This is a genomic window from Pseudomonas sp. Soil_N_39, from assembly GCF_057655955.1.
The window spans coordinates 101,173-122,691 of sequence record NZ_JBDGLI010000012.1; the positions used below are offsets into that span (position 1 = coordinate 101,173).

A 21,519-nucleotide genomic window follows, 5' to 3' on the forward strand; every position below is an offset into this window, starting at 1 on the left:
GAAACCCGCGAGGTCTGAAAGCGGCAAACGCCCGGCCTGGCAAAAGCCAGACCGGGCGTTGCGTTTAGAGTCCGCCAGCCAGGCAGCGCATATTCATGCGGCTGCCCGGTGCGGCTCTTGAAGTGCGCGAGTTAGAGGCTGCGAGCAACCTGGACCTTCTCGAAGACTTCGATCTTGTCGCCGACCTTGACGTCGTTGTAGCTCTTGACGCCAATACCGCATTCCATGCCGGCACGTACTTCGGAAGCGTCATCCTTGAAGCGACGCAGGGATTCCAGCTCGCCTTCGAAGATCACGATGTCTTCACGCAGTACACGGATCGGACGGTTACGGTGAACGACACCTTCGATCACCATGCAACCGGCGATGGCACCAAACTTCGGCGAACGGAACACGTCGCGAACTTCGGCCACGCCCAGGATGTTCTCCCGCACGTCGCTGCCCAGCATACCGGTCAACGCTTTCTTGACGTCTTCGATGATGTCGTAGATCACGTTGTAGTAACGCATATCCAGGCCTTCCTGCTCGACGATCTTGCGAGCGCCAGCATCGGCACGCACGTTGAAGCCGAACAGTACAGCATTGGAGGCCAGTGCCAGGTTGGCGTCGGACTCGGTGATACCACCGACACCGCCACCGACCACACGCACTTGCACTTCGTCGTTACCCAGGCCATTCAAGGCGCCGTTCAACGCTTCGAGCGAACCACGGACGTCGGATTTGAGGACGATGTTGAGCGTCTTCTTCTCTTCCTGGCCCATGTTCTCGAAGATATTTTCCAGCTTGCCGGCGTGAGCACGAGCCAGTTTGACTTCGCGGAACTTGCCTTGACGGAACAGAGCCACTTCACGGGCTTTCTTCTCGTCAGCCACAACGCTCATCTCGTCGCCAGCGTCCGGGGTACCGTCCAGGCCGAGGATCTCGACCGGGATAGCCGGACCGGCTTCCTTGATGGGCTTGCCGTTCTCGTCGAGCATGGCGCGCACGCGGCCATAGTTCGAGCCGACCAGCACCATGTCGCCTTGACGCAACGTACCGTCCTGGACCAGGACAGTCGCTACCGGGCCACGGCCCTTGTCGAGACGGGACTCAACAACCACACCACGACCAGGCGCCGAAGGCGTAGCGGTCAGTTCGAGAACCTCGGCTTGCAGCAGAACGGCTTCGAGCAGTTCGTCAACACCGGTACCCATCTTCGCCGAGACCGGAACGAATGGAGTGTCGCCACCCCACTCTTCGGAGGTCACGCCGTGGACCGATAGTTCGCTGCGGATGCGATCGAGATCGGCGCCCGGCTTGTCGATCTTGTTCACCGCAACCACCAGCGGCACGCCAGCTGCCTTGGCATGCTGAACGGCTTCGATGGTTTGCGGCATCACGCCGTCGTCCGCTGCAACCACCAGGATCACGATGTCGGTCGCCTTGGCACCACGGGCACGCATTGCGGTAAACGCAGCGTGACCCGGGGTGTCGAGGAACGTCACCATGCCGCGGTCGGTTTCAACGTGGTAGGCACCGATGTGCTGGGTAATACCACCCGCTTCACCGGCCGCCACCTTCGCACGACGAATGTAGTCGAGCAGGGACGTTTTACCGTGGTCGACGTGGCCCATGACGGTCACGACTGGAGCACGGGAAACCGCCTCACCTTCAAACTTCAGGGACTCGGCCAGGGAATCTTCCAGGGCGGTGTCGCTGACCAGGGTCACTTTGTGGCCCAGCTCTTCAGCAACCAGTTGGGCAGTTTCCTGATCCAGTACCTGGTTGATGGTGGCTGGTGTACCCAGCTTGAACATGAACTTGATGATTTCAGCAGCCTTGACCGACATCTGCTGGGCCAGATCGCCCACCGTGATGGTCTCGCCGATCTTCACTTCACGCACGACAGGGCCCGTAGGGCTCTGGAAACCGTGGGCGTTGCGTTTCTTCAGCTTGGCCTTGCCGCGACCGCCACGACGGAAACCGTCGCTTTCTTCGTCGGTAGTCCGTGGCGCAACACGAGGTGCCGGTGCCTTTTCCTTGACCGAAGCACGATGAGGCGCGTTTTTGCGCTCGCCATCACCACTGCCACGACGGTTGTCGTCGGCACGTGGTTTGTCCGGACGACGCTGTTCGTCGCGCTTGCGAGTGTCGGCTGGAGCCGGCGCTGCTGCCACGACTGGCGCCGCTTCACGCACAGGTTCGGCAACCGGGGCAACAGCCTCGACGGCGTCTACCGGCGCGGTTTGCGCAGCAGCAGGCTGGCGACGCGCTTCTTCTTCGGCGCGACGCTTGGCTTCTTCTTCAGCCTTCTGACGAGCAGCATTTTCTACTGCGCGACGTTCTTCCTGTTCGCGTTTGCGCTCGGCTTCGATTTCTTCCGGGCTGCGTTGTACGAAGACTTTCTTCTTGCGTACTTCAACGCTGATGCTTTTGCTACCGGCAACACGCAGGGTGCTGGTGGTTTTACGCTGCAGAGTGATCTTGCGCGGTTCTTCCACTTTCGCCTTGTGACTGCTCTTCAAGTGAGTCAGCAGAGACTGCTTCTCACTGTCGGTCACATGTTCCTCGGCGGCGGTGTGCGGCAGACCTGCCTCACGCATCTGCTGCAACAGGCGCTCTACCGGTGTTTTGACCTCATCGGCCAGTTGTTTCACCGTGACTTGCGTCATGCACTTCTCTCCTCAGGCCGCGCCTAATTACTCGAACCAGTGGGCTCGGGCGGCCATGATCAACTTGCCGGCACGATCATCGTCAATGCCGTCGATGTCGAGCAGATCGTCAATAGACTGCTCGGCCAGGTCTTCGCGGGTAATTACGCCGCGCACCGCCAGTTCCATCGCCAAATCCTTGTCCATGCCCTCAAGCGAGAGCAGGTCTTCGGCCGGATGGGCGTCTGCCAGCTTTTCCTCAGTAGCGATGGCTTTGGTCAACAAACGATCCTTGGCCCGAGCGCGAAGCTCGTTGACGATTTCCTCGTCAAAGCCGTCGATGTTGAGCATTTCCTCCACCGGTACGTAGGCAATCTCTTCCAGGCTGGTAAAGCCTTCATCCACCAGCACCTGCGCCAGCTCTTCATCGACTTCAAGCTCTTCGATGAAGTTGCGCAGGATGTCGCCAGTTTCAGCTTGCTGTTTAGCCTGGATGTCCGATTCGGTCATCACGTTCAGGGTCCAGCCAGTCAATTGGCTGGCCAGACGCACGTTCTGACCACCGCGACCGATGGCCTGAGCCAGATTGTCTGCGCCAACGGCGATGTCCATGGCGTGGGCATCTTCGTCGACGATAATTGCCGCCACTTCAGCAGGCGACATGGCATTGATCACGAACTGAGCCGGGTTGTCGTCCCACAGGACGATGTCCACGCGCTCGCCGCCCAACTCGCCGGATACGGCCTGGACACGCGAACCACGCATGCCGATGCAGGCACCTTGCGGGTCAATGCGCTTGTCCTTGGAGCGGACTGCGATCTTGGCACGCGAACCCGGATCACGGGAGGCGGCCATGACTTCGATCAGGCCTTCAGCAATTTCCGGCACTTCGATGCGGAACAACTCGATCAGCATTTCCGGCGCTGTACGCGACAGGATCAACTGCGGGCCGCGGTTCTCGGTGCGGATTTCCTTGAGCAGCGCACGCAAACGCACGCCGACCCGGAAAGTTTCGCGAGAGATGATGTCTTCGCGAGCCAGCAACGCTTCGGCGTTGTTGCCCAGGTCGACGATCACGTTGTCGCGGGTCACTTTTTTCACGGTGCCGGAGATGATTTCCCCCAGGCGCTCGCGATAAGCGTCGACGACTTGCGCGCGCTCGGCTTCGCGAACTTTCTGCACAATGACCTGCTTGGCAGTCTGTGCAGCGATGCGACCGAACTCAATGGACTCGATTTTTTCTTCTACTACGTCACCGACCTTGGCGCCCGGGTGCGTTTCTGCAACCTTGCTCGGCCAGGTTTCGATAGCCGGATCGTCCAGGTCGGCTTCCTCGACCACCGTCCAGCGACGGAAAGTCTCGTAGGCACCGGTGTGGCGATTGATTTCCACACGCAAATCAACTTCGTCTTCAAACCGCTTCTTGGTAGCAGTGGCCAGAGCCAGCTCCAGCGCTTCAAAAATAACGTTAGCCGGTACGCCCTTTTCATTGGATACCGACTCAACAACCAGCAGTACTTCTTTGCTCATCGTACGCCTCGCCTTTCGCAAGCCATTGGATCCGCGGGATCCGCAGTATCTGGCACGTATCAGTCAAAACTGGGAATAATGTTGGCCTTGTCGATCATATCGATCGGCAACAGGAACTCATGGTCATCTACCTGCACCACGACGTCCTGCTCTTCTACACCGCGCAGAAGGCCTTGGAAGTTGCGTCGTCCTTCGAAAGGCGAGCGCAGCTTGATCTTCACTTGTTCACCGGCAAACGAAGCGAACTGTTCAAGTGTGAACAGGGGGCGCTCCATGCCAGGCGAGGAAACTTCAAGGGTGTATTCGGAGGTGATTGGATCTTCAACATCCAGTACACCGCTGATCTGACGGCTGACGATGGCGCAATCATCCACCAACACGCCGCCTTCCTTATCGATATAAACGCGCAACAGTGAGTGGCGACCTTGAGCCGAGAACTCAATACCCCAGCATTCATAGCCAAGGGCCACGACCACCGGGGCCAACAAGGCCTGCAACTGTTCTAGCTTGCTCGACACCTGAACCCCCTCGTGCATGTTTGTGCATGCTGTGCAAATAAAAAAAAATGGGCGAATCGCCCATCCCTGAAACGCCGTCGAACAGCGGCGTTATAAAGTGTCCAGCTAACAAAAAGCCCCTTGGAAGGGGCCCCTGAAACTGGTTGCGGGAGCCGGATTTGAACCGACGACCTTCGGGTTATGAGCCCGACGAGCTACCAGACTGCTCCATCCCGCGACAAAGCTGGGGCGGAAGTATACGACCGATCCCTTACAGGGTCAATGTAACCCTTCCACCTACAAGAAAGCCCGCAATCGCGGGCTCTCCTGATAATTGGTACCGAGAAGGGGACTCGAACCCCTACACCCTATGGGCACAACCACCTCAAGGTTGCGTGTCTACCAATTCCACCACCTCGGCAATACAGCGTTTGAAACCTTCTTACTTCTGCTCTTGAGCTGGAGGCACGTCAGTCGCCGGGTTGGCCGACTTTTGCTCTTGAAGCACCGGGACATCATCAGAAGCCGGTTGTTGCTTTGGCGCTTCCAGTACCGCTGGGTTTGGCAAACCTACTTGAGTCAGCTCGTGAGCTTTCTCTTTAGCAAAGTAACCTAACCCTAAGCTGGTTATGAAGAAACCGGCGGCAAGTATAGCAGTAAACTTACTAAGAAAGGTAGAGGAACCTTGGCTTCCGAACACAGTATTTGAAGCACCTGCACCGAAAGACGCACCAGCATCCGCACCTTTACCCTGCTGCAGCAATACGAGAGCAACTACGCCCAGTGCACCCAGCAGATGAAAAACGACTACGACTGTTTCCAGCATTTTTTCAGTTTCCCGCGGCGCGACAGATCGCACCGAACTCATCTGCATTCAGGGACGCTCCACCAATGAGCCCCCCATCGATATCCGGCATGCCGAACAGTTCGGCCGCATTGGCCGCCTTCACGCTGCCGCCGTATAGAAGCCGCACACCTCGTGCCACTTCAGAATTCTCTTCCGCCAACTGCGCGCGGATGGCTGCGTGCACATCCTGCGCCTGTTGCGGCGAAGCCGTCAGCCCGGTACCAATGGCCCAGACCGGCTCGTAAGCAATGACGGCCTTTGCAAAAGCACCGACACCCAGGCCTTCGATGATGCAGCCCAGCTGACGCCCGACAACTTCAAGGGTCTTGCCGGCTTCACGCTGCTCGAGGGTTTCCCCTATGCACAACACCGGAATCAGACCACAGGCCTGGGCCGCAGCAAACTTGCGGATCAAGGTCTTGTCCTGCTCGCCCATGATCTGGCGGCGCTCGGAATGTCCGACCAGGACCAGGGAACAACCTGCATCCACCAACTGACTCGGCGCAATCTCACCGGTCATCGCACCTTGCATGGATTCCACCGCAGAGTTCTGCGCGCCGACCGAAATCGACTTACCTTTCAAGCCATCAATCACTTGATTGATATACAAGCAAGGCGGGAATACCGCGACATCAACACCGCTTGGCAAGGCCAGATGACGAAGGCCATTGATCAGCTCAGCGACGCTGGCGCGGGTACCGTGCATCTTCCAGTTACCAGCTACCATAGGGCGACGCATGCTGTACCTCGTCGGTCAAAGTGGGCGCAGATGTTACCCAACCGATTCATGACTGGCAAGCCGAATTCAGGCAGAAACTTCAGTAACCAGTTTTGCCAGCTCTTCGGCATAACCGCGAACTTGCACTTCATCCTCGCCTTCAACCATGACACGCACCAAAGGCTCTGTGCCGGACTTGCGCAACAACACACGCCCACGCCCCGCCATCGCCTCTGTCACGCGCTCACTGGCCTGCTTGACCTGCGCATGTTCGAGAGGGTTCACACCGCCACCGAAACGCACGTTGATCAACACTTGCGGGCATTTACGCAATGCCTGGCGCGACTGTGCGAGCCCTTCGTTGCGCGCCTTGAGGGCCATCAGCACCTGCAGTGCCGCAATGATCGCGTCACCGGTGGTGGTATGGTCGAAGCACACGATGTGGCCGGAGTTCTCGCCCCCGATCACCCAGTCGCGCTCCAGCAACTCCGAGATCACGTAGCGGTCGCCCACATTGGCCCGTACGAAGGGGATATCCAAGTCAGCCAGGGCCAGCTCAAGCCCGAGATTACTCATCAACGTGCCGACCACGCCGCCCTTCAACTTGCCACGTCCATGCAGGTCGCGAGCGATGATGAACAACAGTTCGTCACCATCGACGACCGTACCGGTGTGATCGACCATCAAGACCCGATCACCGTCGCCATCGAAGGCGATGCCGAGATCGGCCTGCTCGGCCAACACCGCAGCCTGTAACGCCTCGGTATGGGTGGAACCACAGTTGTGGTTGATGTTCAGGCCATTAGGCTGAGCAGAAAGCACCACTACGTCGGCACCCAACTCGCGAAAGACGCTCGGCGCGACTTTATAGGTGGCGCCGTGAGCACAATCGACGACAATTTTCAGGCCGGAGAAGCTGGTACCGGTCGGCACGCTGCCCTTGCAGAATTCGATGTAGCGACCCGACGCATCGTTGATCCGCGACACCTTGCCGATCTTGCTCGACTCGACCACCGTCATCGGCGTGTCCAGCAGTTCTTCGATCATCAGCTCGATATCATCCGGCAGCTTGGTACCCTGGCCGGAGAAGAACTTGATGCCGTTGTCATCATGCGGATTGTGCGAGGCACTGATCACGATGCCTGCCTGGGCCTGGAACGTACGCGTCAGGTAGGCAATGGCCGGCGTCGGCATCGGGCCGAGCAGCATCACATCGGCGCCCGCCGACGTCAGGCCGGCCTCGAGCGCCGATTCGAACATGTAGCCGGAAATTCGCGTGTCCTTGCCGACCAGCACTTTGCAGGCGCCCATCTTGCGGAACGCCATGCCGGCCGCCCAACCGAGCTTGAGCATGAAATCAGGGGTAATAGGGTATTCGCCGACCCGACCACGAATACCGTCGGTGCCAAAGTATTTCTTGCTCATAAGTGCTCCGTCATTCTTATTCGGCTGAATCCACAGCTGCGATCATCCGCACGACATCCATCGTTTCGGCTACATCGTGCACGCGCAATATGCGTGCACCTTTGGTAAGGGCCAGGGCCGCAAGGGCGAGACCGCCGTACAGGCGATCTCCCACCGGGCGACCCAGGGCGTTGCCTATCATGCTCTTTCGCGAGACCCCAACCAACAGGGGCCGGCCCAGGGCGTGCAAGGCTTCCATATGTTTGAACAGGCTCAGGTTGTGAGCCAATGTCTTGGCAAAGCCGAACCCGGGATCAAGGATGATCCGCTCGGGGGGAATGCCCACGGCAGCGCACTGGTCCAGACGCGCCGCCAGGAACTCACTTACCTCCCGGGTCACATCATCATAGTGCGGATCGTTCTGCATGGTTCCCGGCTCGCCAAGCATATGCATCAGGCATACCGGCAACCCGGTGGCTGCCGCGGCATCCAAGGCACCATCACGCTGCAGGGATCGAACATCATTGATCAGGCCCGCGCCCAGTCGCGCCGTCTCGCGCATGACCGCAGGCGTGGACGTATCGACCGAGATAATGACATCGAGTTCGCGGTGAATACGCTCGACAATCGGCGCCACCCGCTCCAGCTCTTCGGTGGGTGAGACCGCCCGCGCACCCGGCCGAGTCGATTCACCGCCCACATCAATCAACGTTGCGCCGGCGACCACCATGGCCTCGGCATGCCGCAACGCAGCATCGAGCTGGCTGAATCGACCACCATCGGAAAAGGAATCTGGGGTGACATTGAGAATGCCCATGACATGCACATGGGCCAAATCAAGAACCCGGTTGCCGCAAGGCAACCGGGTCGAGGACTGAACAGAAGTCATTTCAAGCCTTAGACATCAGCGGCCGGGCCGCCAATCGGTGTTTCCGGACGCTCACCCTGTACCGCCGGAGGCGTACCGGAAGTACCGGTACCGCCACCCGACCAGTCGCGAGGCTCGCGAGGCTCACGACCCGCCATGATGTCGTCGATCTGCTCGGCATCGATGGTTTCGTACTTCATCAAGGCATCAGCCATGGCATCGAGCTTGTCACGGTTGTCCGTGAGGATCTGCCGGGCAGTGCCATAGCACTGGTCGATGATGCTGCGCACTTCGGAATCGATCAGCTTGGCCGTCTCGCCGGAGAAGCTTGCATGCTGGCCACCGCCACCACGACCGAGGAACACTTCCCCTTCTTCTTCGGCATACATCAGCGGCCCCAACTTCTCGGACAGGCCCCACTTGGTGACCATGTTCCGGGCGATCTGACTGGCGCGCATGATGTCGTTGGACGCCCCAGTGGTCACACCGTCGAAGCCTAATGTCATCTCTTCAGCGATACGGCCGCCGTACAACGAACAGATCTGGCTGATCAATGCACGCTTGGACAGGCTGTAGCGATCTTCTTCCGGCAGGAACATGGTCACGCCCAGGGCACGACCGCGGGGGATGATCGAAACCTTGTAGACCGGATCATGCTCGGGCACGACACGACCGACGATCGCGTGACCCGCCTCGTGATATGCGGTGTTCTGCTTTTCCTTCTCCGACATGACCATGGATTTGCGCTCTGCGCCCATCATGATCTTGTCCTTGGCCAGCTCGAATTCCTTCATTTCCACAACACGCTTGCCGGTGCGAGCGGCGAACAGCGACGCTTCGTTGACCAGGTTCGCCAGGTCGGCACCGGAAAAGCCCGGCGTACCACGCGCGATGACGGCCGGAGCGACGTCGTCGCCCATTGGCACCTTGCGCATATGGACCTTGAGGATCTGCTCGCGACCACGAATGTCCGGCAGCCCCACCACGACCTGACGGTCGAAACGACCTGGACGCAACAGCGCAGGGTCGAGCACGTCAGGACGGTTGGTGGCGGCAATCACGATGATGCCGTCGTTCATTTCGAAACCGTCCATCTCGACCAGCAACTGGTTGAGAGTCTGTTCGCGCTCGTCGTGACCGCCACCCATGCCGGCACCACGATGGCGACCAACGGCGTCGATTTCGTCGATGAAGATGATGCACGGTGCGTGTTTCTTGGCCTGCTCGAACATGTCGCGGACACGACTGGCACCCACGCCGACGAACATTTCGACGAAGTCGGAACCGGAAATCGTGAAAAACGGCACCTTGGCTTCACCGGCAATCGCCTTGGCCAGCAAGGTTTTACCGGTACCTGGCGGGCCTACCATCAACACGCCACGTGGAATACGACCGCCCAGGCGCTGGAACTTGCCCGGATCGCGCAGGAACTCGACCAGCTCGCCCACTTCTTCCTTGGCTTCGTCGCAGCCTGCGACGTCGGCCAGGGTGGTTTTCACCTGATCTTCGGAAAGCAGTCGGGCCTTGCTCTTGCCAAAGCTCATCGGCCCGCCCTTGCCACCCCCACCGCCCTGCATCTGGCGCATGAAGAACATGAACACCGCGATGATCACCAGGATCGGGAAGCTGGCCACCAGGAGTTGGGTCCAGATGCTTTGCTGTTCAGGCTGCTTGCCTTCGACCACGACATGGTTATCCACCAGGTCGCCAATCAGGCCATTGTCCTGGATTGCCGGACGAATGGTCTTGAAGCTGTCACCATCGGTGCGCTTGCCGGTAATCACATAGCCATCAACGGCTACGCGCTCGACCTTGCCATCCTTGACCTGCTGGATGAAGTCGGAATAGTTGAGGGTCTGCGGCTCGTTAGGGCTGGAGAAGTTGTTCATCACGGTCACCAGGACAGCGGCGATGATCAACCACAGGATCAGATTCTTTGCCATATCGTTCAATTAACTACCCTCTGAAGCAAGCTCCGCTACTGGCGCGCGCTTCGCATGATATTCACCGGCCTAACTTACTACATTACCTACGACTCTGGCAGGCGCCGTCTGTAACCCTTTGTGAAACACTTTCTACACAATATTCGCTAAGGCTCACGGGACGAAATACGAAAAACCTATCGCCCCGGTCGAAAAAGCTCTTATTCCTCACTGCGACCACGGAAACCACGGCCCAGCAGGTACTGCTCACGGGAGCGATCACGCGATGATTTCGGCTTGCGCGTCGTGACCTTCTCGAACTGCTTGCGCACGCTCTTGTGGTATTCGTCGAAGCCTTCACCCTGGAAGACCTTGATCAAAAAATCACCACCTGGCTTCAACACCCGAGTCGCAAGATCCAGTGCCAACTCGCACAGGAACATCGATCGCGGCATATCAACAGATGCCAATCCACTCATATTGGGGGCCATATCGGAAATCACAAGGTCCACCTCGTTTTTTCCAACCGCTTCAAGGATCTGCGCCAGCACGGCGTCCTCGGTAAAGTCGCCCTGAATGAAGGTCACATCCGGGATGCTGTCCATTTCCAGGATATCGGAAGCGATCAGTGTGCCTTGTCCACCAATCAGACGACTGGTCACTTGGGACCAGCCACCCGGGGCGGCGCCCAAGTCGATCACGCTCATGCCTGGACGGATCAAACGGTCTCTTTCCTGAATCTCCAGCAGCTTGTAGCTGGCACGGGAACGATACCCGTCTTTTTGCGCCATTTTCACGAATGGGTCGTTGAAATGCTCTTGCAGCCATTTAAGACTTGTCTTGGAACGGGCCACGGGCCACCTCAAAAATAAAACGGGTCGTGATTAAGTGGGCGGTCCCGGACTTGCTCGGGTAAACTGGCCGCCGCTTTTTACAAGATCAGACGCAGGGGTCAGATTATGCCGCTCACTCAAGAGCAGAAGAAACAATACAAATCCATTGGCCACCATCTGAAACCGGTTTTGACTGTGGCTGACAACGGTTTGACTGAAGGTGTACTCGCCGAACTGGAACGCGCCTTGGGCGATCATGAGCTGATCAAGATCAAGCTCAACATCCTCGATCGCGAAGCCCGCCTGGCTGCCGTTGCCGAATTGTGCAAGACCGGCAAGGCAGACCTGGTGCAGGTCATCGGCAAGATGGCGCTGATTTATCGCAAGAATTTCAGCGTCAACAAGCAACTGTCGAACGTTCACCGCTTCAAGTGATGCCAAAGGGTCAAGGGTGTGCTTCGCACACCCTGCCGCTCCAGCCGGGAACCGGCTGCAACACCAGCACCAATCCGGAAAAACCCAGCACCAAGTAACTGAATACCTGCCACTGGCTCGCATCCGGCCAGCCGAGATGCACCGCAAAGAACATCCCACACGCGTACAACGACATGAGCAACAATTGCCCACGAATGTCGCGCCATAGACTGGCAAGGCCCTCGGCCTGAACCAGCACCAAAGCCTGAAACATTACGCACGCCGCGGAAAAACCCACCAGCAGCGCCGTCAACATGCCCGCGATTTCATCGATCAGCAGCGGTGCCAGGCCGACTCGACCCAGCACCGGCAGCAAACCGATATGCAGCAACCAGACGCCACCCACCCACAACATCTGGGTGAGTTGCCAGATCATGGCGCCCGCTCGTAGCGGGCGCCTTCGTTCAGATGTGACGGACTTCGACAATCTCATACTCGATGACACCACCCGGCGTCTTCACCGCCACCACATCGCCCTCTTCCTTGGCAATCAAGGCACGAGCAATGGGTGAACCGACGGAAATCTTGCCGAGCTTGATGTCTGCCTCGTCCTCGCCAACGATCTGATACGTCACGCTTTCATCGGTCTCGACGTTGGCGATTTCCACCGTAGTGCCAAAAATGACCTTGCCGGTGTGCGGAATCGTCGTGACATCGATGATCACCGCATTCTGCATGCGGCCTTCGATGTCACGAACACGCGCCTCGACCATCCCCTGCTCCTCTCGGGCAGCATGGTATTCGGCGTTTTCCTTCAGGTCGCCCAGTTCACGGGCCTCACCGATCGCCTGGCTCAAGCGCGGGCGCTCGACCTTGGTCAGGAAAGCGTGTTCTTCTTCCAGGGCCTTCGCGCCCTGAACTGTCATCGGGTACTTGGTTATGCTCATGCCTTCAATCCTGCATGTAGATCCTGCAAGCGACGTACGGTCTTCTCGGGACCGAACTTGAGCGCTTCGCAGATCGCTTCGCCTGCCGCAATGGTCGTGGTGCAGTAGATCTTGTGCTGCAGCGCATTGCGACGAATGGAGTAGGAATCAGCGATCGATTGACGACCTTCGGTGGTGTTGATGATCAGCGTGACTTCGTCATTCTTGATCATGTCGACCACGTGCGGACGTCCCTCGGTCACCTTGTTCACGCGGCGCACTTTCAGGCCTGCGGCTTCGATCAACCTGGCAGTACCGGCAGTGGCGACCACTTCGAAGCCCAAGTTGATCAGATCACGGGCTACGCCTGCAACCAGTGGCTTGTCGTCATCACGCACGCTGATGAACGCCGTGCCACCAGTCGGCAACACTTCGCTGGCGCCCATCTGGGCCTTGGCGAACGCCTCACCGAAGGTATCGCCCACGCCCATCACTTCACCGGTGGATTTCATTTCCGGGCCGAGGATCGGGTCCACGCCAGGGAACTTGGCGAACGGGAACACCGCCTCTTTCACACTGTAGAAGTTCGGAATGATTTCCTTGGTGAAGTTCAGCTCTTTCAGGGTTTTGCCAGCCATGACTCGCGCCGCGATCATCGCCAGGGAAACACCGATGCACTTGGAGACGAACGGCACGGTCCGGGAAGCGCGCGGGTTGACTTCGATGACGTAGATGTCTTCGCCCTGCAGGGCCAGCTGCACGTTCATCAGGCCGACGACGCCCAGTTCCAGGGCCATTTTCTTGACCTGTTCGCGCATCTCGTCCTGGATGTGCGCCGGCAGCGAGTAAGGCGGCAGCGAACAGGCGGAGTCACCGGAGTGAACACCGGCCTGCTCGATGTGCTGCATGATTGCGCCGATCACCACGTCCTTGCCGTCGCTGACCGCGTCCACGTCCATTTCGATGGCGCAGTTGAGGAAGTGGTCCAGCAGCACCGGGCTGTCGTTGGACACCTGGACCGCTTCGCGCAGGTAGCGCTTGAGTTCGTCTTCCTGATAGACGATTTCCATCGCACGACCGCCCAGCACATAGGACGGACGTACCACCAGCGGGTAACCGATCTTGGCGGCGGCACGAATCGCTTCGTCTTCACTGCGCACGGTGGCGTTTGGCGGCTGGCGCAGGTTCAGGCGCTCGACCATCTGCTGGAAGCGCTCACGGTCTTCGGCGCGGTCGATCGCATCCGGGCTGGTACCAATGATCGGCACGCCGGCGGCTTCAAGGGCACGGGCCAATTTCAGCGGGGTCTGGCCGCCGTACTGGACGATCACGCCTTTTGGCTTCTCGACGCGGACGATTTCCAGCACGTCTTCCAGGGTCACAGGCTCGAAGTACAGGCGATCGGAGGTGTCGTAGTCGGTGGACACGGTTTCCGGGTTGCAGTTGACCATGATGGTCTCGTAACCGTCGTCGCGCAGGGCCAGTGCCGCGTGTACGCAGCAGTAGTCGAACTCGATGCCCTGGCCGATCCGGTTAGGACCGCCACCCAGGATCATGATCTTGTCGCGAGTCGATGGCGCGGCTTCGCACTCTTCTTCGTACGTGGAATACAGGTAGGCGGTGTCGGTGGCGAACTCGGCCGCGCAGGTGTCGACGCGCTTGTAGACCGGGAACACTTCCAGCTTGTGACGATGAGCGCGCAGGCTCTTCTCGGTCACACCCAGCAGCTTGGCCAGGCGCATGTCGGAGAAACCCTTGCGCTTGAGGCGGAACATTGTGTCGCGATTGATGCTGGACATGCCCAGGGTCTTGACCTTCTCTTCTTCCTTGATCAGATCTTCGATCTGCACCAGGAACCAAGGGTCAATCATGTTCATGCCGAAAATCTGCTCGACGGTCATGCCGGCGCGGAAGGCATCGGCTACGTACCAGATGCGCTCGGCACCCGGCACGGTCAGTTCGCGCTTGAGCACGCTCATGCTTTCCGGGTCGTTCAGGTCCAGCTTCGGATCGAGGCCGCAGACGCCCACTTCCAGGCCGCGTAGGGCTTTCTGCAGGGATTCCTGGAAGGTCCGGCCGATGGCCATGACTTCACCGACCGACTTCATCTGAGTGGTCAGGCGGGCATCGGCCTTGGCGAATTTTTCGAAGGCGAAACGTGGCAGCTTGGTCACGACGTAGTCGATGGACGGTTCGAAGGACGCCGGAGTCTTGCCGCCGGTGATGTCGTTCGACAGCTCGTCCAAGGTGTAGCCCACGGCCAGCTTGGCGGCGACCTTGGCAATCGGGAAACCGGTGGCCTTGGACGCCAGGGCCGACGAACGGGATACCCGCGGGTTCATCTCGATGACCACCATGCGACCGGTGTTCGGGCAGATGCCGAACTGGACGTTGGAGCCGCCGGTTTCCACACCGATCTCGCGCAGCACCGCCAGGGAGGCGTTACGCAGGATCTGGTATTCCTTGTCGGTCAGGGTCTGGGCCGGTGCAACGGTGATCGAGTCGCCGGTGTGCACGCCCATCGGGTCGAAGTTCTCGATGGAGCAGACGATGATGCAGTTGTCCTTTTTGTCGCGGACAACTTCCATCTCGTATTCTTTCCAGCCGATCAGGGATTCATCGATCAGCAGTTCCTTGGTCGGCGACAAGTCGAGACCACGGGCGCAGATTTCTTCGAATTCTTCACGGTTGTAGGCGATGCCGCCACCGGTGCCGCCCATGGTGAAGGACGGACGGATGATGCATGGGAAGCCGAGGCGTTCCAGGACGGCGTTGGCCTCTTCCATGCTGTGGGCGATGCCCGAGCGTGGGCAGTCCAGGCCGATGGATTTCATCGCCTTGTCGAAGCGCGAACGGTCTTCGGCCTTGTCGATGGTGTCGGCGTTGGCGCCGATCATTTCCACACCGAACTTCTCCAGGACGCCTTCGCGCTCCAGGTCCAGGGCGCAGTTCAGTGCGGTCTGGCCACCCATGGTTGGCAGCAGTGCGTCCGGGCGCTCCTTCTCGATGATCTTGGCAACGGTCTGCCACTTGATCGGCTCGATGTAGGTGGCGTCGGCCATGGCCGGGTCGGTCATGATGGTGGCCGGGTTGGAGTTCACCAGGATGACGCGGTAACCCTCTTCGCGCAGGGCTTTACAGGCCTGGGCGCCGGAGTAGTCGAATTCGCAGGCCTGGCCGATCACGATCGGGCCAGCGCCGAGAATCAGGATGCTTTTTATGTCTGTACGTTTTGGCATGGGTTTGTCACTCAAATCCGCAGGTCAGTCGGCTAGGCCGTCGAACAATCTTTGAAGCGCCCGAAGGGGCCGCCGAACTCGGGGCCGCCCTCGGGCTTCACGCGGTCAGCGTCGCTTGGCCATCTCGTTGATGAAGCGATCGAACAGCGGCGCCACATCGTTCGGGCCCGGGCTTGCTTCAGGGTGGCCCTGGAAGCTGAACGCGCTCTTGTCGGTACGCTCGATACCTTGCAGCGTGCCGTCGAACAGCGACTTGTGAATCGCACGTACGTTGGCCGGCAGGGTCGCTTCATCCACCGCAAAACCGTGGTTCTGGCTGGTGATCATCACCACGCCGGTATCCAGGTCCTGCACCGGGTGGTTGGCACCGTGGTGGCCGTGACCCATTTTCAAGGTCTTGGCGCCCGAAGCGAGGGCCAGCAGTTGGTGACCGAGGCAGATACCGAATACCGGGATCTCGGTTTCCAGCACGTCCTTGATCGCCTGAATGGCGTAGTCGCAAGGTTCCGGGTCACCCGGGCCGTTGGACAGGAACACGCCGTCGGGCTTGAGGGCCAGGACGTCGGCGGCCGGGGTTTGGGCCGGCACCACGGTGACGCGGCAACCACGCTCGACCAGCATGCGCAAGATGTTCAGCTTGACGCCGTAGTCGTACGCCACCACGTGGTACGGCAGCTCGGAAGCCTCGATCGTCGCGTGACTGTCGGTCTTCAGGTCCCAGACCGTGGAGCGCCATTCGTACTGTTGCTTGGTGCTGACGACTTTCGCCAGGTCCATGCCCTTGAGGCCAGGGAAGCCCTGGGCAGCGGCAATGGCGGCTTCTTCGGAAATGTTGTCGCCGGCCATGATGCAGCCATTCTGCGCGCCTTTTTCCCGGAGGATGCGGGTCAGGCGGCGGGTGTCGATACCGGCGATCGCCACGACATTGTTGGCTTTCAGGTAATCGGACAGGGACATCGTGTTACGCCAGTTGCTCGCGACCAGCGGCAAGTCACGGATGACCAGGCCGGCGGACCAGACACGATCGGACTCGGCGTCTTCCGGCGTGGTGCCGGTGTTGCCGATGTGCGGATAAGTCAGGGTAACGATTTGCTGGGCGTAGGAAGGATCGGTAAGAATTTCCTGATAGCCGGTCATTGCGGTGTTAAACACCACCTCACCAACGGTCTGACCGTCGGCTCCAATGGCTTCGCCGCGAAAAATGCTGCCATCAGCAAGGGCGAGTATGGCTGGCTTAGTCAAGAAGACCTCCCGTAAATAAAGCCTGAAAGGGCGATCGCAGGTTGTAAAAAAGCGGAGTGACGTATGGACACGTCACCCCGCTTGTTCACTGAATTATTCTGCGCGCTTTTAGTGGACACACTAAAGCTGTAGCTTACAGAAAAAGGCTTTTTTGGTCCACCGCTAATGAGCCTTAAAGGCAGGGGAATGCGACAGGTCGTCGCGAAGCGGCGTAAAACGGGGCGCAGTATAACCTGAACCCCGCCTTCAATGGCATCAACGCAGGTCGAGAACGTCCTGCATGTCGTACAAACCAGGCTCGCGGCCATCCAGCCACAGCGCGGCACGTACAGCGCCCTTGGCGAAGGTCATCCGACTGGATGCCTTGTGGGTGATCTCCAGGCGTTCGCCTTCAGTGGCGAACAACACGGTGTGATCGCCTACCACATCACCGCCACGCACCGTGGCGAAACCGATGGTATCGCGCTCACGGGCACCGGTATGCCCTTCACGCCCGTACACGGCGACTTTCTGCAGATCACGCCCCAGTGCATCGGCAATCACTTCACCCATGCGCAAGGCCGTTCCCGAAGGTGCGTCGATCTTGTGCCGGTGATGAGCCTCGATGATTTCGATATCGGCATCGTCACCCAAGACCCGGGCCGCCATGTCCAGCAACTTCAGCGACAGGTTCACGCCCACACTGAAGTTCGCCGCGAACACGATCGGAATGTCTTTGCCTGCATCGGCCAGCAATTGCTTTTGCGCAGCATCCAGCCCCGTCGTGCCGATCACCATGGCCTTGCCGTGCTTGCGGCAGATCGTGAGGTTTTTCAGCATCACTTCCGGCAGGGTGAAATCGATCAGTACATCGAACTCATCAAGCACCTTCTCCAGGCCACCGGACATCGGCACGCCGATACGCCCCAGCGATGCCAGCTCGCCAGCATCGGCGCCCACCAGCGTACTGTCGGGCCGCACGATGGCCGCCGTCAGGCCGGAGAGCGGCGAGCGCTGCTGCACCGCCTCGACCAGCGCCTTGCCCATGCGCCCCGCAGCGCCCATCACAGCTATACGTCGCATGCGAACTCCTTACAGGTCGCCGAAGAAGCGCTTCACGCCTTCGAACCAACCGGTGGTTTTCGGAGAGTGACTGTTGTCATCCGCCAGCGAACTGCGGAACTCTTCCAACAGCTCACGCTGGCGCCGACTCAGGTTGACCGGCGTCTCCACCGCCACACGGCACATCAGGTCACCCGCACCACCGCCACGCACTGGCGCGACGCCCTTGCCACGGATCCGGAACTGCTTGCCGGTTTGCGTGCCCTCGGGGATCTTCAGCTTGACGCGACCGTCGAGGGTCGGGATCTCGAGCTCGCCGCCCAAGGCTGCATCGACGAAGCTGATCGGCACTTCGCAGAACAGGTGCTTGCCGTCGCGCTGGAAAATCGCATGCTCGCGCACGTTGATGACCACATACAGGTCGCCAGTCGGGCCGCCCTGGGCACCCGCCTCGCCTTCGCCGGACAGGCGAATACGGTCGCCAGTATCGACACCGGCCGGCACTTTGACCGACAGCGTCTTGTACTCTTCGACACGTCCTTCGCCATGGCAGGAGTCGCACGGGTCGGAAATGATCTTGCCTTGGCCATGGCAACGCGGGCAGGTCTGCTGGACCGAGAAAAAGCCCTGCTGCATGCGAACCTGGCCGATGCCGCCGCAAGTCGGGCAGGTCACGGGCGAGGAACCCTTCTTGGCACCCGAGCCATCGCACGGCTTGCAGTTGACCAGTGTTGGCACACGGATATTGACGGTGGTACCGCGCACCGCTTCTTCCAGGTTCAACTCCAGCGTATAGCGCAGGTCACTGCCACGCTGGGCGCCACCACGAGCACCGCCACGACCGCCGCCGAAGAAATCGCTGAACACATCACCGAAAATATCGGAGAAGTTCTGACCGCCAAAACCGGCACCACCGCCACCCATGCTTGGGTCGACACCGGCATGCCCGTACTGGTCGTAGGCCGCGCGCTTGCTGGAATCGGACAGAACCTCGTAAGCCTCGTTGGCTTCCTTGAACATCTCTTCCGACGCTTTATCGCCGGGATTACGGTCCGGGTGGTGCTTCATCGCCAGGCGACGATAAGCCTTTTTCAGCTCCGCCTCGCTGGCCCCCCGCTCGACACCCAATACTTCGTAAAAATCACGCTTCGCCATTAGTCTTTGCACTCTTATAGGACGTCCGGCAAACCTCTCCTGAACCTTGCCAAACTCGTTGAGCCCCAATACAGGCCCGGACCCAACTCACGTCAATTCAACGATCCTGGTCGTAAACTTTCAGCCAGGGACCCGGCCAAAACGCAGTGCCCATCGCCGGAAAGCAGGAGCATTCCCGAACACACCGCCAACATCCGAACACTGTCGCATGCTGTAAAAATTCATTAGCTCCAGACACGCCAACGCGGGAGCAAGCCCCCGCGCGGCGACATCCTACCAGCCACCGCACAAATGCAGTCAACCGGCCGACCAACAAGCGATTACTTGTGGTCTTTCACTTCTTCGAACTCAGCGTCGACAACGTCGTCAGCTTTTTCAGCCGATTCACCCTGCGCAGCCGCGCCTTCGGCAGGCTGAGCCTGTTCGGCGTACATCTTCTGAGCCACTGGCGCGGAGACCTTGGACAGCTCTTCGATCTTCGCTTCGATGGCGGCCTTGTCGTCGCCTTTCACGGCGGCTTCCAGGGCAACCACGGCCGCCTCGATGGCGGTTTTCTCTTCCGCAGTCACTTTGTCGCCAGCATCAGCGATCATTTTGCGGGTCGAGTGCACCAAGGCATCGCCCTGGTTGCGAGCGCTGGCCAGCTCTTCGAACTTGCGGTCTTCCTCGGCGTTGACTTCAGCGTCGCGAACCATCTGCTGAATTTCTTCCTCGGACAGGCCGGAGTTGGCCTTGATCACGATCGACTGGGTCTTGCCGGTGGCCTTGTCTTTCGCGCCGACGTGCAGGATGCCGTTGGCGTCGATGTCGAAGGTCACTTCGATTTGCGGCACGCCACGTGGAGCTGGTGGAATCTCGGCCAGGTCGAACTTGCCCAGGGACTTGTTCTGTGCGGCTTGCTTACGCTCACCTTGCAGTACGTGAATGGTCACTGCGCCCTGGTTGTCGTCGGCCGTCGAGAACACTTGGGATTTCTTGGTAGGAATCGTGGTGTTTTTCTCGATCAACGCGGTCATCACGCCGCCCATGGTTTCGATACCCAGGGTCAGCGGGCTGACGTCGAGCAGCAGAACGTCTTTCACATCACCAGCCAATACCGCGCCCTGGATAGCAGCACCCATGGCAACGGCTTCGTCAGGGTTGACGTCTTTACGGGCTTCTTTACCGAAGAAATCGGTCACCAGCTTCTGAACCAGCGGCATACGGGTCTGACCGCCCACCAAGATCACGTCGTTGATCGAACCAACGTCGATACCGGCGTCTTTCATGGCAATGCGGCAAGGTTCGATGGTGCGCTGAACCAGGTCTTCCACCAGCGCTTCGAGCTTGGCGCGGGAGATTTTGACGTTCAGGTGCTTAGGACCGGTGGCGTCTGCGGTGATGTACGGCAGGTTCACGTCGGTCGACTGGCTCGAGGACAGTTCGATCTTGGCTTTTTCAGCGGCTTCTTTCAGGCGCTGCATGGCCAGCGGGTCACCCTTGAGGTTCATGCCGCTTTCTTTCTTGAACTCGTCGACGAGGTAATCGATCAGGCGGATGTCGAAGTCTTCACCACCGAGGAACGTGTCGCCGTTGGTTGCCAACACTTCGAACTGGTGCTCGCCGTCGACTTCAGCGATCTCGATCACGGAAACGTCGAAGGTACCGCCACCCAGGTCGTAAACGATCACGGTGTGATCGCCCTTGGCCTTGTCCATACCGTAGGCCAGAGCAGCCGCAGTCGGTTCGTTGATGATACGTTTTACGTCCAGGCCCGCGATGCGGCCGGCGTCTTTGGTCGCCTGGCGCTGACTGTCGTTGAAATACGCAGGAACGGTGATGACCGCCTCGGTCACCGCTTCGCCGAGGTAGTCTTCGGCGGTTTTCTTCATTTTCTTGAGGATTTCAGCCGAGATCTGAGGTGGCGCCATTTTCTGGCCGTTCACTTCAACCCAAGCGTCGCCATTGTCAGCCTTGGCGATTTTGTAAGGCACCATCTTGATGTCTTTCTGGACGACTTCTTCGTCGAACTTGCGACCGATCAGACGCTTCACCGCGTACAGGGTGTTATGCGGATTGGTCACTGCCTGACGCTTGGCCGACTGGCCAACCAGAATCTCGCCATCATTGGCGTACGCGATGATCGACGGCGTGGTGCGCGCGCCTTCAGCGTTTTCAATAACCTTGGCCTTGCCGTTTTCCAGCACGGAGACGCACGAGTTGGTGGTCCCCAGGTCGATGCCGATAATCTTGCCCATGTTAACTCTCCCGGAA

17 protein-coding genes and 2 tRNA genes are annotated in these 21,519 nt (G+C 59.2%); 1 reads left to right on the forward strand and 18 read right to left on the reverse strand.

Features of this window, described 5'->3' with window-relative positions; all coding sequences use genetic code 11:
- Window positions 1-131 precede the first annotated feature (131 nt).
- The 11 genes from infB to rlmE all read right to left on the reverse strand — a co-directional run bounded on the left by infB (window position 132) and on the right by rlmE (window position 11,270).
- The gene (gene infB / locus AC3A5O_RS18705) at window positions 132-2,651 is read right to left on the reverse strand and encodes a translation initiation factor IF-2 (protein WP_122569143.1); all 2,520 of its coding nucleotides are present in this window, start codon (window positions 2,649-2,651) and stop codon (window positions 132-134) included.
- A 27-nt stretch (window positions 2,652-2,678) separates the two neighbouring features.
- Window positions 2,679-4,160: a transcription termination factor NusA gene (gene nusA, locus AC3A5O_RS18710; protein ID WP_003177868.1), complete on the reverse strand. Its 1,482-nt coding sequence runs from the start codon at window positions 4,158-4,160 to the stop codon at window positions 2,679-2,681.
- A gap of 59 nt (window positions 4,161-4,219) precedes the next feature.
- Window positions 4,220-4,678 (reverse strand): ribosome maturation factor RimP, encoded by a 459-nt coding sequence (rimP, locus tag AC3A5O_RS18715; RefSeq protein ID WP_013692254.1) that lies wholly within the window; start codon window positions 4,676-4,678, stop codon window positions 4,220-4,222.
- A gap of 140 nt (window positions 4,679-4,818) precedes the next feature.
- A tRNA-Met gene (locus tag AC3A5O_RS18720) sits at window positions 4,819-4,895 on the reverse strand.
- Between the two features lie 97 nt (window positions 4,896-4,992).
- Window positions 4,993-5,078 (reverse strand) — tRNA-Leu (locus tag AC3A5O_RS18725).
- 21 nt (window positions 5,079-5,099) lie between these two features.
- Window positions 5,100-5,483 carry a preprotein translocase subunit SecG gene (secG, locus tag AC3A5O_RS18730; RefSeq protein ID WP_025211789.1) on the reverse strand — a complete coding sequence of 128 codons (384 nt, stop codon included), beginning with the start codon at window positions 5,481-5,483 and terminating at the stop codon, window positions 5,100-5,102.
- A gap of 4 nt (window positions 5,484-5,487) precedes the next feature.
- Complete coding sequence (gene tpiA / locus AC3A5O_RS18735) at window positions 5,488-6,243, reverse strand: triose-phosphate isomerase (RefSeq protein ID WP_122569142.1); 756 nt, start codon at window positions 6,241-6,243, stop codon at window positions 5,488-5,490.
- Window positions 6,244-6,309: 66 nt separating this feature from the next.
- On the reverse strand, window positions 6,310-7,647 hold the full coding sequence (gene glmM / locus AC3A5O_RS18740; protein ID WP_122569141.1) for a phosphoglucosamine mutase: 1,338 nt from the start codon (window positions 7,645-7,647) through the stop codon (window positions 6,310-6,312).
- Window positions 7,648-7,663: 16 nt separating this feature from the next.
- Complete coding sequence (gene folP, locus AC3A5O_RS18745; RefSeq protein WP_487753537.1) at window positions 7,664-8,515, reverse strand: dihydropteroate synthase; 852 nt, start codon at window positions 8,513-8,515, stop codon at window positions 7,664-7,666.
- Window positions 8,516-8,523: 8 nt separating this feature from the next.
- Complete coding sequence (gene ftsH, locus AC3A5O_RS18750) at window positions 8,524-10,437, reverse strand: ATP-dependent zinc metalloprotease FtsH (protein WP_053118351.1); 1,914 nt, start codon at window positions 10,435-10,437, stop codon at window positions 8,524-8,526.
- Between the two features lie 200 nt (window positions 10,438-10,637).
- Window positions 10,638-11,270, reverse strand: coding sequence for a 23S rRNA (uridine(2552)-2'-O)-methyltransferase RlmE (gene rlmE / locus AC3A5O_RS18755; protein WP_003177853.1), 633 nt, complete (start codon window positions 11,268-11,270; stop codon window positions 10,638-10,640).
- A gap of 105 nt (window positions 11,271-11,375) precedes the next feature.
- Here rlmE and AC3A5O_RS18760 point away from each other — a divergent pair, with 105 nt between their 5' ends.
- Entirely contained in the window at window positions 11,376-11,684 is a 309-nt protein-coding gene (locus tag AC3A5O_RS18760; protein ID WP_003177852.1) for a YhbY family RNA-binding protein, read from the forward strand.
- A 10-nt stretch (window positions 11,685-11,694) separates the two neighbouring features.
- Here AC3A5O_RS18760 and AC3A5O_RS18765 read toward each other — a convergent pair whose 3' ends face one another.
- The 7 genes from AC3A5O_RS18765 to dnaK all read right to left on the reverse strand — a co-directional run bounded on the left by AC3A5O_RS18765 (window position 11,695) and on the right by dnaK (window position 21,503).
- The gene (locus tag AC3A5O_RS18765; RefSeq protein WP_092328556.1) at window positions 11,695-12,099 is read right to left on the reverse strand and encodes an MFS transporter; all 405 of its coding nucleotides are present in this window, start codon (window positions 12,097-12,099) and stop codon (window positions 11,695-11,697) included.
- Between the two features lie 28 nt (window positions 12,100-12,127).
- On the reverse strand, window positions 12,128-12,604 hold the full coding sequence (gene greA / locus AC3A5O_RS18770) for a transcription elongation factor GreA (RefSeq protein ID WP_030139783.1): 477 nt from the start codon (window positions 12,602-12,604) through the stop codon (window positions 12,128-12,130).
- Between the two features lie 2 nt (window positions 12,605-12,606).
- Window positions 12,607-15,828, reverse strand: coding sequence for a carbamoyl-phosphate synthase large subunit (gene carB / locus AC3A5O_RS18775; RefSeq protein ID WP_122569139.1), 3,222 nt, complete (start codon window positions 15,826-15,828; stop codon window positions 12,607-12,609).
- 105 nt (window positions 15,829-15,933) lie between these two features.
- Complete coding sequence (gene carA / locus AC3A5O_RS18780; protein ID WP_122569138.1) at window positions 15,934-17,070, reverse strand: glutamine-hydrolyzing carbamoyl-phosphate synthase small subunit; 1,137 nt, start codon at window positions 17,068-17,070, stop codon at window positions 15,934-15,936.
- 255 nt (window positions 17,071-17,325) lie between these two features.
- Window positions 17,326-18,132 (reverse strand): 4-hydroxy-tetrahydrodipicolinate reductase, encoded by an 807-nt coding sequence (gene dapB, locus AC3A5O_RS18785; protein ID WP_122569137.1) that lies wholly within the window; start codon window positions 18,130-18,132, stop codon window positions 17,326-17,328.
- A gap of 9 nt (window positions 18,133-18,141) precedes the next feature.
- Entirely contained in the window at window positions 18,142-19,266 is a 1,125-nt protein-coding gene (dnaJ, locus tag AC3A5O_RS18790; protein WP_030139779.1) for a molecular chaperone DnaJ, read from the reverse strand.
- A gap of 320 nt (window positions 19,267-19,586) precedes the next feature.
- Window positions 19,587-21,503 carry a molecular chaperone DnaK gene (gene dnaK, locus AC3A5O_RS18795; protein WP_122569136.1) on the reverse strand — a complete coding sequence of 639 codons (1,917 nt, stop codon included), beginning with the start codon at window positions 21,501-21,503 and terminating at the stop codon, window positions 19,587-19,589.
- Between the last annotated feature and the right edge of the window lie 16 nt (window positions 21,504-21,519).

Bases quoted from the DNA above. Each gene is read 5' to 3' on its own strand.
- ftsH (WP_053118351.1), bottom strand. From the start codon at position 10,437: ATGGCAAAGAATCTGATCCTGTGGTTGATCATCGCCGCTGTCCTGGTG.
- AC3A5O_RS18765 (WP_092328556.1), bottom strand. From the start codon at position 12,099: ATGATCTGGCAACTCACCCAGATGTTGTGGGTGGGTGGCGTCTGGTTG.
- dnaK (WP_122569136.1), bottom strand. From the start codon at position 21,503: ATGGGCAAGATTATCGGCATCGACCTGGGGACCACCAACTCGTGCGTC.
- dnaJ (WP_030139779.1), bottom strand. From the start codon at position 19,266: ATGGCGAAGCGTGATTTTTACGAAGTATTGGGTGTCGAGCGGGGGGCC.
- infB (WP_122569143.1), bottom strand. From the start codon at position 2,651: ATGACGCAAGTCACGGTGAAACAACTGGCCGATGAGGTCAAAACACCG.
- tpiA (WP_122569142.1), bottom strand. From the start codon at position 6,243: ATGCGTCGCCCTATGGTAGCTGGTAACTGGAAGATGCACGGTACCCGC.
- secG (WP_025211789.1), bottom strand. From the start codon at position 5,483: ATGCTGGAAACAGTCGTAGTCGTTTTTCATCTGCTGGGTGCACTGGGC.
- glmM (WP_122569141.1), bottom strand. From the start codon at position 7,647: ATGAGCAAGAAATACTTTGGCACCGACGGTATTCGTGGTCGGGTCGGC.
- carB (WP_122569139.1), bottom strand. From the start codon at position 15,828: ATGCCAAAACGTACAGACATAAAAAGCATCCTGATTCTCGGCGCTGGC.
- nusA (WP_003177868.1), bottom strand. From the start codon at position 4,160: ATGAGCAAAGAAGTACTGCTGGTTGTTGAGTCGGTATCCAATGAAAAG.
- dapB (WP_122569137.1), bottom strand. From the start codon at position 18,132: ATGCGACGTATAGCTGTGATGGGCGCTGCGGGGCGCATGGGCAAGGCG.
- folP (WP_487753537.1), bottom strand. From the start codon at position 8,515: ATGACTTCTGTTCAGTCCTCGACCCGGTTGCCTTGCGGCAACCGGGTT.
- AC3A5O_RS18760 (WP_003177852.1), top strand. From the start codon at position 11,376: ATGCCGCTCACTCAAGAGCAGAAGAAACAATACAAATCCATTGGCCAC.